The sequence below is a fragment of the Gracilimonas qinghaiensis genome, assembly GCF_046602855.1.
In the GTDB taxonomy this organism is placed as follows: Bacteria; Bacteroidota; Rhodothermia; order Balneolales; family Balneolaceae; genus Gracilimonas.
The window spans coordinates 1,253,584-1,269,828 of the sequence record NZ_JBKINJ010000001.1; the positions used below are offsets into that span (position 1 = coordinate 1,253,584).

The 16,245-nt window shown below is 40.0% G+C and carries 16 protein-coding genes; 4 read left to right on the forward strand and 12 right to left on the reverse strand.

The annotated features are described in order from the left end of the window. Positions 1–187 precede the first annotated feature (187 nt). Entirely contained in the window at positions 188–2,029 is a 1,842-nt protein-coding gene (gene uvrC / locus ACKGJO_RS05630) for an excinuclease ABC subunit UvrC (RefSeq protein WP_411322428.1), read from the reverse strand. A 451-nt stretch (positions 2,030–2,480) separates the two neighbouring features. On the opposite strand from uvrC, the gene ACKGJO_RS05635 reads away from it, so the two are divergent. Beyond that, positions 2,481–3,173 carry an RluA family pseudouridine synthase gene (locus tag ACKGJO_RS05635; protein ID WP_411322429.1) on the forward strand — a complete coding sequence of 231 codons (693 nt, stop codon included), beginning with the start codon at positions 2,481–2,483 and terminating at the stop codon, positions 3,171–3,173. On the opposite strand, the gene mtgA is transcribed toward ACKGJO_RS05635, so the two are convergent. The 4 genes from mtgA to ACKGJO_RS05655 form a co-directional block, all read right to left on the reverse strand. After that, positions 3,170–4,045, reverse strand: coding sequence for a monofunctional biosynthetic peptidoglycan transglycosylase (gene mtgA / locus ACKGJO_RS05640; RefSeq protein WP_411322430.1), 876 nt, complete (start codon positions 4,043–4,045; stop codon positions 3,170–3,172). The two genes, ACKGJO_RS05635 and mtgA, sit on opposite strands and share 4 nt — an antisense overlap. A 277-nt stretch (positions 4,046–4,322) precedes the next feature. Beyond that, positions 4,323–5,669, reverse strand: a complete 1,347-nt coding sequence (locus tag ACKGJO_RS05645; protein ID WP_411322431.1) for a DNA recombination protein RmuC — start codon at positions 5,667–5,669, stop codon at positions 4,323–4,325. Between the two features lie 128 nt (positions 5,670–5,797). Beyond that, a complete protein-coding gene (locus ACKGJO_RS05650; RefSeq protein ID WP_411322432.1) occupies positions 5,798–6,730 on the reverse strand; it encodes an aldo/keto reductase in 933 nt (310 codons plus the stop codon). A 2-nt stretch (positions 6,731–6,732) separates the two neighbouring features. Beyond that, complete coding sequence (locus tag ACKGJO_RS05655) at positions 6,733–7,557, reverse strand: alpha/beta hydrolase (RefSeq protein WP_411322433.1); 825 nt, start codon at positions 7,555–7,557, stop codon at positions 6,733–6,735. A 43-nt stretch (positions 7,558–7,600) separates the two neighbouring features. On the opposite strand from ACKGJO_RS05655, the gene ACKGJO_RS05660 reads away from it, so the two are divergent. After that, positions 7,601–8,518, forward strand: coding sequence for a hypothetical protein (locus ACKGJO_RS05660; protein ID WP_411322434.1), 918 nt, complete (start codon positions 7,601–7,603; stop codon positions 8,516–8,518). Between the two features lies 1 nt (position 8,519). On the opposite strand, the gene ACKGJO_RS05665 is transcribed toward ACKGJO_RS05660, so the two are convergent. Then, a complete protein-coding gene (locus ACKGJO_RS05665; RefSeq protein WP_411323279.1) occupies positions 8,520–9,968 on the reverse strand; it encodes an ABC transporter permease/substrate-binding protein in 1,449 nt (482 codons plus the stop codon). 161 nt (positions 9,969–10,129) lie between these two features. Beyond that, positions 10,130–10,867 carry an ATP-binding cassette domain-containing protein gene (locus tag ACKGJO_RS05670; protein ID WP_411322435.1) on the reverse strand — a complete coding sequence of 246 codons (738 nt, stop codon included), beginning with the start codon at positions 10,865–10,867 and terminating at the stop codon, positions 10,130–10,132. A gap of 67 nt (positions 10,868–10,934) precedes the next feature. Between ACKGJO_RS05670 and ACKGJO_RS05675 the strand changes: the two genes are divergently transcribed. Next, positions 10,935–11,861: a Brp/Blh family beta-carotene 15,15'-dioxygenase gene (locus tag ACKGJO_RS05675; protein ID WP_411322436.1), complete on the forward strand. Its 927-nt coding sequence runs from the start codon at positions 10,935–10,937 to the stop codon at positions 11,859–11,861. 74 nt (positions 11,862–11,935) lie between these two features. On the opposite strand, the gene ACKGJO_RS05680 is transcribed toward ACKGJO_RS05675, so the two are convergent. Beyond that, positions 11,936–12,796: a bacteriorhodopsin-like gene (locus ACKGJO_RS05680; protein ID WP_411322437.1), complete on the reverse strand. Its 861-nt coding sequence runs from the start codon at positions 12,794–12,796 to the stop codon at positions 11,936–11,938. 301 nt (positions 12,797–13,097) lie between these two features. Between ACKGJO_RS05680 and ACKGJO_RS05685 the strand changes: the two genes are divergently transcribed. Further along, on the forward strand, positions 13,098–13,250 hold the full coding sequence (locus tag ACKGJO_RS05685) for a hypothetical protein (RefSeq protein WP_411322438.1): 153 nt from the start codon (positions 13,098–13,100) through the stop codon (positions 13,248–13,250). Between the two features lie 21 nt (positions 13,251–13,271). Here ACKGJO_RS05685 and ACKGJO_RS05690 read toward each other — a convergent pair whose 3' ends face one another. The 4 genes from ACKGJO_RS05690 to rfbD form a co-directional block, all read right to left on the reverse strand. Further along, the gene (locus ACKGJO_RS05690; RefSeq protein WP_411323280.1) at positions 13,272–13,748 is read right to left on the reverse strand and encodes an EVE domain-containing protein; all 477 of its coding nucleotides are present in this window, start codon (positions 13,746–13,748) and stop codon (positions 13,272–13,274) included. An 84-nt stretch (positions 13,749–13,832) separates the two neighbouring features. Continuing rightward, positions 13,833–14,837, reverse strand: a complete 1,005-nt coding sequence (rfbB, locus tag ACKGJO_RS05695; protein WP_411322439.1) for a dTDP-glucose 4,6-dehydratase — start codon at positions 14,835–14,837, stop codon at positions 13,833–13,835. A 2-nt stretch (positions 14,838–14,839) separates the two neighbouring features. Further along, entirely contained in the window at positions 14,840–15,385 is a 546-nt protein-coding gene (rfbC, locus tag ACKGJO_RS05700; protein WP_411322440.1) for a dTDP-4-dehydrorhamnose 3,5-epimerase, read from the reverse strand. Then, positions 15,382–16,245 (reverse strand): dTDP-4-dehydrorhamnose reductase, encoded by an 864-nt coding sequence (rfbD, locus tag ACKGJO_RS05705; RefSeq protein WP_411322441.1) that lies wholly within the window; start codon positions 16,243–16,245, stop codon positions 15,382–15,384. The genes rfbC and rfbD overlap by 4 nt, the downstream gene beginning before the upstream one ends.

Below are 16,245 nucleotides of genomic sequence, written 5' to 3' on the forward strand. Positions count from 1 at the left end.
TTAATTTGGGATTTTGCTCTCAACATATCAAACAATATTAATGGTTAAATGTTTCAATATGTTTTATCAGAACGTGTAGACGTTAAATTTGAGTTATCATATTTTCGTCTAGGTCCATTCTAACACATGCAGTACAGCATTCAAATAACATGTTAATGCGAGTTAATCACCAACGAGGCAAATACGTTTAATCCTGAAGATAATTGTATACTTTTTTACCAATTTTTTCACCAACTACCAATTGTATTTCAGGAAGACTTTTTTTGCGGATCTCTTTAACCGAACCTAACTCGGTCAGTAGTTTCTGAGCTGTTTTTTCTCCTACACCCTCAACATTAAGCAACTCTGTTTTTACTGTACGTTTAGCTCTTTTTTGTCTGTGAAAAGTGATAGCAAAGCGATGAGCCTCATCACGTGCATGCTGTAATAATTTCAGGGAGGATGATTTCTTTGGGATCATGATCGGGTTCTTCATTCCCGGTAAAAACACTTCCTCAAGACGTTTTGCAAGCCCAATAATCTCACATTCACCATAAAAACCGATTTCTTTTAGGGCCTCTACAGCGGAACTTAGCTGACCTTTTCCACCATCCACAATGATAAGATCCGGAATTTGCAAACCATCTTTCATCACGCGTGAATAACGTCGGGAAAGCACCTCTTTCATTGAGGCAAAATCATCTGGCCCTTCAACGGTTTTTATATTGAACCGTTTATACTCACTTTTTCGGGGTTTGGCATCTACAAAGCAGACCATGGAAGCTACCGGATCGCTACCCTGCAGGTTTGAATTATCAAAACACTCGATTCTCCGCGGTAGACGATCTAGTTTAAGATGTTCTTTGAGTTCTTTTATTGCATGCGGTATACGATCGCGTTCGGCTTTAGCTTTTTCAAGTGCGCGTTCATTCAAATGAAGTTTGGCATTTGATTGAGCCATTTTTATGAGCTGCTTCTTTTCCCCGATCTGTGGCACATGTACGGGAACGATCTTTCCTCGCTCCTGCTGCAAATATTGCTCTAAGGGCTCTGTTTCCGGTAACTCATGGCTCAGGTATACTTCATCCGGAATGGCGGCCATATATTGACCGGTATAGTAGTCTTCAACAAAAGACTGCAGCATCTCTCCCATTTCCAATCCCTCAATATTTTTCAGGAATCGATGGAATTTTCCGATCATCTTTCCTTCACGTACTTTGAATAGCACGCCACACGCTTCGCCAATTTCCTCGTCTTTTCGGATCGCAAATACATCCCGATCCACTTTCTTGGAAACCACCATCTTCATCTTTTGACTATAGTGTTGAACAGCCTCAAGACTGTCGCGCAGTTGAGCCGCTTCTTCAAAGGCTAATGCATCAGAGGCGATCTGCATTTCTTCCTTCAATTCACGGATTAACTGATCGGTCTGCCCGTTCAGCATCCGCTCCACTTTTTTTATAGTTGCCTGGTAGACCTCATCATCCCAATCACCGGAACAGTTTTCGAGGTAATCATCAAAGCAGGAGTGCCAATTTGGGACACTTTTTGTTTTATCGATATTCTTTTGTGAAACAGCACAAGTACATAGGCCAAAAGCTTTTCGGATAGTCTCCAGCATCCGCTTCATTGCCCCTACATTATCATATGGACCAAAATATTTACTGCCATCCTTTACCACCGTTCGCGTTGGATACACCCGCGGTTTGGTCTCGTTAGTAATACAAATGTAAGGATACGACTTGTCATCCCGATACATTATGTTATACCGCGGTTGATACTGTTTGATGAGATTATTCTCCAGAATGAGAGCTTCCGCCTCTGAATCGGTTACAAAAACGTCCAGATCATCGATCTTGGAAACCATAGTTTTTATACGACCATCTACCGGCCGGGATTCCTGAAAATACGACCGAACGCGATTTCGCAGCCGCTTGGCTTTACCCACATACAGCACAGAATCATTGGCATCTTTGTAAATGTAAACACCCGGCGAAGTAGGTAAATTGGCTACTTTTTCAGAGATATTGACTTGTCCTTCGTTGCTCATGGCACAAAGATAAGAGAATTTTGAACACAGTATAACGCGAAGCAGTAAATTCATGCGTTATTAAAATAATTTCGATAGACCGAATCGTTTTACTTATCGTTATTAACCTCATTTCTCGTTACACCGTGTAATTTTGAAGCTCATGCTTGCAACGTTTTGAGATAAAGCCTTTGACTCAACCAGGAACTCAAGTCGGAATGTTTGTCAAAAACTCTGATCCTATTTTTTGATTACACTTTAGCAGTTACCACCTGAATCTGAAAATAAGGTTAAAACGACACTCCCTTCGAACATTGAGAATGATGGCGGTGAGTTTATAAACAAATGCCCGAATTTATTCATCGGATCAACTTCCTGGAATTACTGCTTTCAGAGCTTAGTTCAATGGTCAGACGGTTCCCTGCTGAAAAATCATCCATTTTTAGTTCATAGATTCCCTAATTTCAGATCTATGGAAACAACACAGACCTCTCCCAACATCCCCATTATTTTTGAAGATAATCACTTATTGGTGATCGATAAGCCGGCAGGTTTGCTTTCACAGGAAGATCATACCGGTAATTCTGATGTTTTGAACCTTTGCAAGCAGTACATCAAAGAAAGGTACAATAAGCCGGGAAATGTGTACCTGGGATTGGTGCATCGGTTGGATCGACCGGTCAGTGGAGTGATGGTACTGGCTAAAACTTCCAAATCAGCCTCACGACTCTCTTATCAAATTCGAAAAAGGACTATCAACAAGACTTACTGGGCGTTGGTGGAAGGTCAGGCACCGGTCTATGGAGAATTAGTTCACTTTCTGGAAAAAGATAACCGCTCAAACACGGTAAAGGCTTACACTTCACCAAAAGCTGAAGCGAAAGAGTCTCGTTTAAAATTCATTACTATAAAGACAAATGATAACTATAGCGTGATAGAAGTGGATCTTATTACGGGACGACCGCATCAGATCAGGGTGCAGTTTGCCAAAGAGGGACATCCTCTGTGGGGAGATCATAAATATGGAGATCAGCAGGAAGCTAAAGGTAAGGATATTGCCTTAAGGGCAGTCAAACTGGAACTGGAACACCCGACTACTAAGGAATTGATGACATTTAAAGCGCCAAAACCATCAGGGAAGCCCTGGAATATGTTTGAATACTAATCTTTTAAACTATCCTTTTCAATTTCTATTGATACTGTATCCATTTTAGGGGAGGGCAGGAGAGTATCCAGACCAAAAACACTGATATTTAATGAGCCTGAAAGTACTAATGAGTCCGGCCTTTTTTCAATGTATGGAAGAGTATCAGAGGTATCAGCCTCAGGGAGATAGTGTAAGCCACTTAGCTGTTCCATATTTTGAAGGATCCATTGGCTCCTGCCAAGTACATATTCAGAAGGCGGTTCTGGCTCAATAATTTTTGGATTTGGAAGTACCGTAGCCATCCGGGCAGACTCAGTTGGATCGAGTCCGGAGGCCGGTTTCCCGTAATAATATTCTGAAGCCTTATTTATGCCGTATATCCCCGGACCAAATTCAGCAATGTTAACATACACTTCAAGGATACGGCCTTTAGTCCAAAGCAGTTCAATCAAAACGGCAATCCCAGCTTCAATTCCTTTTCTTAAATAATTTTGGGCAGGTGATAAAAACAAATTCTTGGCAACCTGCTGTGTGATGGTACTTGCTCCGCGGATACGCCCTCGTTTCTCTTTCTCTTCAAGTGCCTTATCGATTGCAGTCAGATCAAGTCCCCAGTGAGAATAGAAGCGCTGATCCTCTGAAGCAATAACCGCCAATTTTAAATGATCCGGAATTTCATCGGCAGAAATCCAGCTTTCCCTCAAACTGTACCTTTCCTGTTCAAACTCATTCCATTCCTCTTGCAAGGTAAAAGCAGTGAACGGTGGGTTGACCCATCGTAATAAAAGGATCAGCAAGCAAAACCCAATCAAACATCCGAGTATGATCCCAACGGTTATTTTGGCGTATTTTTTCCAGAAGCTGGATTTTTCTTGTTCTTGCGATTCCATAATTCCATTGTATCAATTTTCAGGGAGAGATACTGATTTGTGAGATTTTTTTCTTTAACAGAATGAAATCTTAAAAACATAAAGCGTATGCTATACGCCCTTACGAGGGCTTTTCAAGCAACGCACGTCTCTTTTAAAATGATCATAGATCATATTCTATCCCTCTTCCGGGAGTAATCTTCTCTTTAGCCAAAGTATTAAATAGTTTGAATGTGTGATCATAAACTATTCAGAGTATTGTATTTGGAAATTCTCCTTACAAAGGAATTTGCGTACTTTACTCAGACTCTGATCTTTCCTCCAGTAGCTCATCACTAAATTCATCAGTCATGCTATTAGGAAGCTGTTTTGAAGTTTTTGCACCTAGTTTTCTAATCATTTCAGCCTGACGAACTAAATTCCCTGCACCTGTTGACAGTCGTCCCATAGCTTCATCATAGCTATCCTGTGTTTGACGAATACGCTGCCCGATGTCTTCCATGCTTTCCACGAACAGAACAAATTTGTCGTACAACGCCCCACCGCGTTTGGCAATCTCCATGGCATTTTTATTCTGATATTCCTGTTTCCAAACGCTGTCAATAGTGGCCAAAGTAGCCAATAAGGTAGAGGGACTTACAATAACAATGTTTTGATCGAAGGCTTCATAGTAAAGATTTGAGTCATATTGTAAGGCAGAACTGAATGCCGGTTCTATCGGTATAAACAACAGCACAAAATCAGGGCTTTTTGATCCGTGGATCTGCTCATAGTTCTTCCCACTAAGTCCTTTCACATGAGCACGTATTGAATTGACATGCTCTTTAAGAAACTGTTGTTGTTCAATTTCATCATCTGATGAACTAAATTTCTCGTAGCCTTTCAATGAAACTTTTGAGTCTATCACCATATATTTTTCATCCGGCAGATACACTACTACATCAGGTTTATTATGCCCCATCCCATCTTCTTTGGAAAAACCCTTTTGCGTCTCGTATTCACGCCCTTTAGTAAGACCTGATCGCTCCAGAATTCTTTCCAAGATCACCTCTCCCCAATCACCGACGGCTTTATTATCTCCTTTCAGGGCTTTGGTTAAATTTTTAGCATCCTCACTCATGGTTTTATTAAGCTCCATCAGGTGTTTCAATTCCTGCTTGAGTGAGCCGCGTGCTTCGACTTCATCTTTATGGGTCTCCTCTACTTTCTTCTTAAAGGCCTCCAGTTTTTCACCCAGTGGATTCAGTAGCTGATCGATCTGCTCTTTGTTTTGTTTAGTAAATTTCTCAGACTTCTCCTCCAGGATTTTATTTGCCAGGTTTTCAAATTGGGTAGTTAATTGTTCCTGCATTTGAGCAAGCTCTTCCTTTTGCTCGGTGAGCCTTTCCTGCAGGTTCTTATAATCAGCTTCACGTGAGGCTAATTTACGATCCAATTCATTTGCCCGATCTCTTTCTGAACTCAGCTCAAACTCACTCTTTTGCTGCAATTGACGATACTCTGCCTCAGTCTCTTCCAGTTGTTCCTTTAAATTCTGATTCCGCTCCTCCAACCTTGAAGACTCAGACCTTGATTTAAAGTGAGCGATCGCAAATCCGGCAATGCCCCCTATGATGATTCCTGCCACAGCCAATAAGTAATCCATGTAATTCCTAAAATAGTTTTATTTAGATCTGCCTATGTATGTAATTTGAACACGCAAATATACCTATGATGAGTGACAAATCGTGACACCTTAAGCATTAAAATGTTACTAATAACTCAAAATGCCTTCTACCAGGGTATTTGAAGATCGGATAATCTGGACTGATAGTAATCCTCCAGTCGTTTCTTCATGTCATCACTCAAACGGTAGTTCATTGCGTCGAGATTTGACTGAAGCTGCTTATTGTTTCTGATTCCCGGTATAACCGTTGTAACGGCTTTATAGGATAAAATAAATGATAGAGCTACAGGAACAAGATCATCCTGCCCAACAATATCTTTAATCTCATCAACAAGCTCGGCTCTTAACTGAATATCTTCCGGAGTCCAGCGCGCCCTGATTCCTTCAAATTTAGTGTTTCTATCATATTTTCCTGTCAACCATCCTGAATCAAATGGTATTTTTACGATCAAAAGGATTTCCCTGTTTTCAACTTCATCAAACCAGACTTTAGGTGATTGGTGAAAGATATTAAACATGATCTCGATCACATCCACATCACTGCTATCCAGAACCCATCTCAGTTCATCAGGAGTATCTATGCTAACTCCGTAACCACCGATCACTCCCTCCTGTTTCAGTGATATCAGACGGGAATAATGTTCCGTCTCACCCTTCAAAACTTCCTGAACCGGGTTGTGAAGTATAACTGAATCCAGTTTATCCCGGTTTAGTGCATCAATGCTCCTATAAATGGATTGTGTAATGCTGTCAATTGAAAAATCTATATTCCCATTACGATGATGACCGGTTTTTGTATTTATGAATATATCTGAATCAAGACCTTTCAAAGCCTTTCCCAGGATCTTTTCACTCTTTCCCCCGGCGTAGTTTGGAGCCGTATCAAAGAATGTAATACCCTCATCTACCGCTTTTTTAACAAGTTCTATGCCTTCTTTTTCAGACATTCCGGAAAAATCCTGATCATTCCCGAGTTGCCAGGCACCAAAGCCAATTCTACTGATCTTTTTATCAAAGCGCTTACTATTTCTGTATTCCATGATCATTTTGTGTTTTCTGATAAGATTTTCTTCATTTGTATTTGGACCTCTCTGTTTCGGTAGAACCCTCCATGCCCTTGTCCTTTTATAACCTGATAAGTGTCTCCCTCTTTCAAATAATCAGTGAGTTTTATTGACCTATCAACCGACAATAATTCATCATCTTCAGCATACAAGATATGAACAGGTTCTTCAACTTTTTTAAGTGCTATATCAGTCCTTAACGGATACTTCAGGATCTTATCTGGAAGGAAAGGAAACTCCGTATTTTTTACATCTATCAAACTGTAGAATGGCGTCCAAAGTACGAGCCTTTTGGGATCAGATAATGTAGCTACCTGGGCTGCTACGCCAGAGCCCAATGAGTATCCAACAAGAGTGATTTTTTCTTGTCCATATTCTTTTGACGCTTCCCTGAATACAAAATGGCTATCACTAACTAGATCACTTTCATTTTCAAGACTTCCGCAGCTTTTGCCGTAGCTCCGGTAATCAGGGTAGATCACGTCATAACCGGAGTCAAGAAAAAGCCTGTATCTGTCGCCACTGGTCCGATTAGAACCCCGATTGCCATGCAGATATATAACCAAACCTTTAACTGTATCTGCATCCGTAAAGGCATGTATCGCATGTATCCTTACATTCTCTTCCGGTTCAAACCAACGTTCTTTGTACTCAAAGCTATAGTCATAATGAGCATCTGATTCCAAGACCCTTGGACTGAAAATAATGGTTTCCTGAATGAAATAGAAATATCCACATACTCCAATATATACCAGCAGAATGGATCCTAAAAAAGCCGTTAAGTTCTTCGTTTTCTTTAACATTTACTATTTGAACGGTTTTTAAAGGTTTTGCAGTTATTATAGTATGATCTCAGAAAAATTTGTGCCCTTACTTTTTAAAAAGTTCTTTAATGAAAGCATTAAAGAGAAAATTGAAAACGTTACTCTTTATGTGGCAACTATTGGTTTCCTTATCCACTTAGCAGCAGTATTTTTGCATATGAGCGGACTTATATCGGTTCATGCTGAAATTCAGGGGTTCCTATCAAATCCTATTTCAGCTTTATACACGCCATTTTCTTTTATTCTGTTTTATGAAGTCTACCTTTTAATTTACTATCTGCCCCGATCATTTTCTGTTTCCATAGCAAAACAGTATGAAATTGTTTCACTGATCCTTATTCGCAGAATCTTCAAAGATATTTCTTATCTGGATTTTCAAAATATAGAACTTTTCAGTGCTCAGAATTTAACTCTGATCTATGATATCACAGGATTTTTGATTCTATTCTTTCTGATCTTTCTGTTTCGATACTTATTGGTAAATCGCAAAAGTCATACCGTCACCCCAAATATAGAAGGCTTTATTTTGTACAAAAAATTACTCTGTATTTTTCTCATCCCGGTCTTCCTCTTTCTTTCTGTCTACAGTTTTACTAATTGGCTGTTTGAATTGAATCAGCTTAATTTAGGTCTTATTACTTCGATTCGTGATTTTAACAACATTTTCTATAACGAATTTTTTGTAGCACTGATCATCGTGGATGTTTTGATCCTAATAGCTTCCTTTCGGTATACCGATCGATACAGTTTACTCATCAGAAACACCGGGTTTGTTGTTACAACAGTATTAATTCGCATTTCCTTTTCTACAGAAGGATTGGCCAATGTCCTATTACTCATTTCCGGAGTAGCATTTGGTGTGATCATCCTCTATATCTACTCTTTATATGACAAAATTGATAAAGGTGAAAGCACCAAAGAAAGTTATGCTTACCTTTGATCTAGGTAAGCTTTCTTTCAACGAGATCAAAGAAACCCTGCACCAGCAGTGCTAGAAGTGCTGCAGGAATGGCCCCTTCCAATATCAGGGAAATACTATCTAACCTGATACCAGTCAGGATGGGTTGCCCGTATCCGCCTGCACCAATTAATGCTCCTAAAGTTGCGGTTCCCACATTTATTACTGCTGAGGTTTTAATGCCTGCCAGTATAGTAGGAATAGCCAACGGCAGTTCAATTTTTTTGAGTATAACAGAATTGGGAAGCCCCAATGCACGAGCCGACTCCATGGTGGTTTGAGGGATGCTTTTAATACCAGAATGCGTATTTCTGACTATAGGTAACAAACTGTATAGAAATAAAGCAGCCATCGCCGGTAAAGCACCAATCCCAAAGAGAGGGATCATAAAAACGAGCAATGCCAGCGACGGTATAGTTTGAAGAATGCCCACAACACCCAGTACAGTTTGCTCAATTGAAGACACTTTAACAGCCAGTATGCCGGTAGGAATGGCAATTATTATTGCTAAAACCAGAGAGATACCCACGAGATACAGATGCCCAAGTGTATTCTTCCAAAGCCGTTGCCACAGTCTATTGGTTGTTACCTCAGTTTCAACACCAAAATTATCCTGAATGAAGTTTGAAGCCACGATCTGACTGTCCTTGCCATCCAGCTTCACTTCCGCATTCATAGATACCATTTGATCTTCCGATATTTTCCCGGCAAGCCGGTTCAAAACTCGTACCGCTCCGGATGAGCGCTCTTCCAGATCGGCTCTGTAAAGAAAAATGGCCTGATACTCCGGAAAGAAATTGCGGTCGTCTTCCAACACTTTAAGCTCGTAGTATTCGATTTCAGCATCTGTAGAATACAAGTCAATTACATCAATACTGCCCGACTCCAATCCACGATAAGCCAGATCGTGATCGAGTCCGGTCACGGAATTCGGATTAAGATTATAGGTGCTTCGAATGCCCTTCCAACCGTCGGTACGTTTGATAAATTCGTTGCTGTAACCATGTGATAGTTCGGAGTGATCTCTTAGATCAGAAATGTTTTTAATACCCAGTTTTTCGGCTTGAGACCTTCGCATTCCCAAGGCATATGTGTTATTGAAACCCAGAGGCAGGGTAGCTTTTATTCCAAATTCAGCAATATGACTTTCCAGTTCAGTGAAGGTGGAAATGGATGTATCTTGTAAGATTTCCTGTATTATGGTGCCGGTGTAATCGGGATAGGCGTCAATTTCGCCCTGAACTAAGGAATTCCACAGAATACGGGTCCCGCCCAGCTGATCGTAGTAACTAGCCGGAATTCCTTCTGCCCGGATTAATTGTGTGGAAATTTCACCAAGTATAACGGATTCCGTGAACAGCTTAGATCCAATAGTGACTGACTTTTTATCCTGTCCGTAAATGTTGATTGGCCCTAAAAGAAAAAAGAGCACTAATAAAACAACGTAGAATCCAAATACAGATCCTTTAGCCCCCTCTCTCCGTTTGAGATGACGAATAGGCTTTGGAGACTTACTAAAGATAGCACCACAAGCTTTATATTTAGAGAATACGAGAGTTCTAACGGCCTCCTCTGAGGCATTATTAACTATTATCAACCCAATTCCTCCAATGGACTTCGTTGTGCAGTCACAAACCGTTTCACAAAATCATTCACAGGGTTATTCACAATATCCTTGATGTTTCCCTGCTGTATGATCTCACCGAAATGCATCAAAGCGATAGAATCTCCTAAAAATGCAGCTTCTCCCAAATCATGCGTTACCACCAACACAGTTTTATTCAATTCTTTGAAAATCGACTTAAGGTCATTTTGTAGTTCATACCTTACCAATGGATCGATAGACCCAAGAGGCTCATCCATGAGTATGATATTCGGATCCAGCATCAGAGCCCGCATTAAACTAATTCTTTGGGCTTGTCCTCCTGATATTCGTTCAGGTTTTCTTTGTAAAAGTTCACTATCGATCTTCGTCAGGTTTACCAGCTCCTCAATTCTTTGTTCTGTCTTGGCAGTATCCCATCCCAAATACTTTGTAACCAATGTTATGTTTTCTCCAACTGTAAGGTGAGGAAAAAGGCCTCCACTTTGGATCACGTAGCCCATTTTTCTGCGCATTTCCAACTTATTTCCGGAAGTAAGCTTTTCATCTCCAATAAGTACATCACCTGAGTCGGGTTCAATCAACCCCATAATGATGCGTAATAAAGTAGACTTACCGCAGCCACTGGGACCAATTAACGACCATGTTGTTCCGTGGGGTATTTCCAGTGAAACCCCATTCAGCACTTTTTGATCGTATGACTTAAATATTTTTTGGACTGAAATCATTTATTCAAAGGAACTGAATTTATACAGTTAAAGTTTTTCGAGGGAATACCATAATCAAACCTACACTTTGGGAAAAACACATTCTAAACACATTTTTCATCAAGTCACTTTTGGGGTTATTGCCCTTATAATAAATCTATTATTTCCTGAATTCATTGAATCTGTAAGATTCTGGTTTCTGGGTATTGTCATTCTCATAATCGGAATGCCACATGGTGCCCTGGACCATATAATATCCTACCATTCTTTTCCTGACAAGTCAGAAAAAGAAAAAAAGATATGGTTTTACGGTTATTATACGCTAATAATGGCAATATATGCTTTGTTATGGATATGGTTGCCACTGCTCAGCTTTTTGATCTTCTTAGCTATCACTCTCTATCATTTCGGTCAGGCAGATGCTGAACGATTGAACATAAACCCTACTGCAAAAAAGATCCTGCAATACTCCAGAGGCCTTACTATTGTGGGACTGATAGTTTATGGAAGCGAACCGATTTATATATCTGAAGTTATTAATGTCATAACCGGTTATGATTCATTAGAGTTGATCTCTTTCGTGAACAATTACTATGTAGTACCCTTATCATTTTCTTTAGTATATCCTGTTGCTTATTTATTTGCAGCTGTTTTTGTAGCTGAAGAAAAACTTCCATTAGTCTATCATGCTGATGCTATCGTTGTTCCTGCTCTATTTGCTTTGGCAGATCCGTTCTTTGCATTTGCTGTCTATTTTGGTGTTTGGCATTCTTTCAATCATGCCAAAACAATGCTGAAGTACCTAAGAAAAAGAAACCTTGATGTTACTATGGCATGGTTCTATAAAAAAACATTATTGCTCAGTGTTATGTCTTATATAGGTTTGGCAATCCTTTATTTCATTACCCAGGCCTTTGGTAACGAAAAGCTACTTATAGCTCTTTTATTTATACTCATCAGTGTGCTCACCCTACCTCACATATTTATAGTAGAAATGATGTACCGTAAATACTGAAAAAATTAAATTGCATAAAAAAACCCCGCTGTAATACAGCGAGGTTTTATTGCTCTCTTTATGAATAGATCGGATCAGGCACTGACAGTGCTTTGTCCGACTTCATATCCTTCAGCTTCCGATTTGGCTCTGGCAATAGCATAGATCATTAGGCCGTAACCTGCTTTGGCCAGTACGTCGGCAATAGAATAACCCACCTGAATAGCGATTTCAGATTCTGCACCGGTCCAGCCAAAAAATGGTGCCATGTAAACAATAGGGTAAAAACCCCATGTGGCTAGTAACAGCAGCCTGATATTCCTGAACAGAACCTGAACTTTACCGGTCTGTTCTGACATCGCTGATCCCAGTTCTACCCACAGTACATATACAATGTATATAAATGGAATTGTACTTAATAAGCCCCAAAGTCCTCTCATTGAAAACATTGAGTCATCCATTAATATTTCGCCGGGATATCCCAACAAGATCATTAAAAATGCAGCAATGACAAGTTTCGTCAGCATGCTGCTCTGTTTATGTTTAGCCAAACCAATTACCAATACCAGTTCTACTACCAGTAGGGGTACTGTCAAGAGCCAGTCTATATATCTGTATGCATCATTAAAGGGTTTACCTGATGCTATATAATTTCCTGCATCACTTATCATATAAGCAGCTTCCCAGGAATTAAAGATTCGTAAATAGTGATAAGCTGCAATTCCGACTACAAGAGTCGAAACTATTAAAGATATTCTGTACTTAGGTGCTACTCTGTCTCTTGCTAAAACAAAAAACAGCCCTGAAAATATCATAGCTGCTATTGCAAAAGAAAGCATGTTATACACCAAGGTGTACTCACCAAAGGTTAAAGTTGGTTGCTCCAACATAGCGTCTCCGTTAATTAAGGTTGAATAGTTGAACACATAACTTTCAAAAACAAATGAAAGTTCCATCCTTTACAAAGAGCTTATTCTAAGACATGATTAGCTATTTTCAGCAATTATTTGCCTGTTCCTTCATTATCGGACTCAGGGGAATGATTCTTCAGTCCATTACATTCTATAATCAAAACTAAACAAATCTAAATTATGAAAACATCTGATTATTTTATTTTGGGCTCTGCCCTTATATCGATGATACTCTCAATTTACCTCTGGTTCACAGTGGACAAGGAAACCGGATTATTTGTAGGATTATGGGTGCCTTCCCTACTTGGTTTCGGCTTATATATCAAAAATATCTACGGAGGATCTAATGGATGATTCAATCATATTTTTTGCTGGTATATTTACAACCGTACTCTTTTTGATAGGCTATGGCATTACCATAAAAGAATTCAGAGAATTGGAGGAAGAGAGGGGAACAGAACGTTTTAGAGATGACAGTAGTGCTGAGATCAAAAAATGATCTCAGCCTTTGTCATATTCACTATTTGGGATCAGCACCTGCCATATCATGGATTTTTTTCCACTCACTCTCGGTCACGGGGGTAATTGAGTAACGTCCAAGGCGGAATAATTCCATATCATCGAGAGCTGTCTCTTCTTTCATGGCATCTCGAGTAACCGGGTCGTCGAATTTTTGCACGAATTTTACATCTACCAGTTGCCAGCGCGGATCGCTCTCAGTACTTTTTTCATCAAAATATTTTGAACTGGGATCAAATTGTAGAGGATCGGGATACGGCTCGCTGCTGACTTCCATCGCCCCGACAATCACAGGTTTAGAGATATTTGAGTGATAAAACAAAACCCCATCACCTACCTTCATATCATCGCGCATAAAATTACGTGCTCCGTAATTCCTAACTCCGGTCCATGGAGTTTCCCCATCTTTTTCCAGATCGTCTATGCTGTAATCTTCCGGTTCCGATTTCATTAACCAATATTTTTTCTCAGCCATAATCTCGATTTATTCTCTTTTGTTAATGTTAAATTTTGAATGTTAAATGCTAAATGGTCAAGATTACATTTAGCATTTAACATTAATTCACTTAGAATTGTACTTGTCTACGTACCACAAAATTGTTTTGCGAAGCATTCCTTTAAAGTCCTGAGACGGTTCCCAGCCCAATTCGTTCTTTATCTTTGAGGCATCAATAGCATATCTGAAATCGTGACCAAGTCTGTCTGTTACAAAAGTTATCAGGTTCTTGTAGTCGCCCTCAGGACCTTCACCCACTTTTTCGTTGAGAATATTACAAATTGTACGAACAAGGTCGATATTCTTCCATTCATTATTACCACCGATATTGTAGGTTTCACCGGCTCTTCCTTTATGAAAGGTGACATCCAGGGCATCATTATGATCATGCACAAATAGCCAGTCACGTATATTTCCCCCTTTCCCATATACAGGTATTTTGTTATGATTGATGGCATTTCGGATCACAACCGGGATCAGTTTTTCATCATGCTGATGAGGACCATAGTTGTTGGAACAATTGGTGGTTACTACATTCATTCCGTAGGTTTGAAAATATGACCGCACAATGAAATCACTGCTTGCCTTGGAAGCCGAATATGGAGAATTCGGTGCGTAGGGAGTCTCTTCAGTAAAATATCCATCATCTTCCAGCTCGCCATATACTTCATCTGTAGACACATGCAAAAAGCGATTGTTCTTCCAGCTCACTTCATCCTCTTTCCAAAGCTGCCTGCATTCCTCCAGGATGTTGAAGGTGCCCACTACGTTTGACTGAATAAATGGTTCAGGACCTTTAATTGAATTATCTACGTGTGATTCTGCCGCAAGATGAAAAACACCCTGTGGCCGGAATGTTTTTACAATATCATGTACTTCGTTACGGTGTACCAGATCTACTTTCCTAAAATGGTAGCGCCCTGAATCTTTCAACGACCTTAAATATGACGGATCAGAGGCGTAGGTAAGTTTATCCAAATTGTATATTTCCCAATCAGGATATTTTTCAAATAACCTCAAGATCAAATTTGACCCAATAAATCCGGCTCCTCCTGTAACAATTATCCTCATATTTAAAACAGATCCTCTTCTTTAACTGATGAAAGTAATGGTAATTTCCGATCCTTGTCAGAAAGAATAGGCCGGTCAACATCCCAGTTGATTCTGATAGTCGGATCATCCCAACGGATGCCTCTCTCTCCTTCCTTGTTGTAGTAATCCGAGCACTTGTAAGCTACGATGGCTTGATCGGATAGCACCGAAAACCCGTGCGCAAATCCTTTTGGGATAAACAACATTCTCTTGCTCACATCCGAAAGTTTAATGGCTACATAATTACCAAACGACTTCGAAGCTTTTCGGATATCAACAGCCACATCCAGAATGGTTCCGCTCAGGCACTGAACCAGTTTAGCCTGTGGATTTTCGATCTGATAATGCAAACCACGGATCGTGTTATTATACGACTTGGATACATTATCCTGCACAAAATGCTCGTCAATGCCGGCATCTTGCAGAATGGATTTCCGGTAAGCTTCAAAAAAATAACCGCGGTCATCTTCAAACACATTGGGTTCGATGATCTTTACATCAGGAATTCTGGTATCAGTTATTTTCATGTGTCAATATTTGCCAGCAGATTATGTAACCCTTCCTGCCAGTTTGTTAAGGTTATACCCGGGATAGCTGCGATCTTTTTAGTACTGAGTAATGAAAAAGTGGGACGTTTTGCTTTTGTTGGGAACTCTGAACTTGGGATCGGTTTCACGTCAACCTGTTCTCCCGTCTTTTTAAAAATGGCTTGAGCCAGATCGTACCAGGTTATCATTCCTGTTGAAGTAATATGATAAACACCTGACATATTCTGATCGATCAAATGCCATGTATTCTCCACTACATTATCCGCAAACGTTGGACTCCCAAACTGATCGTTTACAACCTCCAGTTCGTCCCGTTCTTTTCCTAACCGGATCATGGACTTCACAAAATTATTACCAAATCGGCCACATAGCCATGAAACGCGAATGATCAAATGATCACAACCGGAATTCCGAATACTAACCTCCCCCGCCAGTTTACTCTCACCATAGGTATTGATCGGCTCTGGCGGATGATCTTCCGGGTATCCTTCCGGTAAGTTTTTTTTGTCCGTAAGGCTTCCTTCAAAAACGTAATCAGTGGAAAAGTGGACCAGTTTAATTTGATGCTCAACGCAATAGTCAGCCAGATTTTTTAATCCGTCAGCATTGACAGCAAACGCCTTTTCTTGCTCATCCTCAGCCTGATCTACTTTTGTATATGCTGCACAATTGATGATCAGATCAGGCTTTAAATTATTTAGAACCCGTCTTACATCCATATGATCCGTGATATCAAGATCAGAAGAAGGAAGAGCAATGAACTCTACCCCTTGCTTGTTCAAAAAATATACCCATTCACTGCCTAGCTGACCGTTTCCACCGGTGATCATAATTCGCAT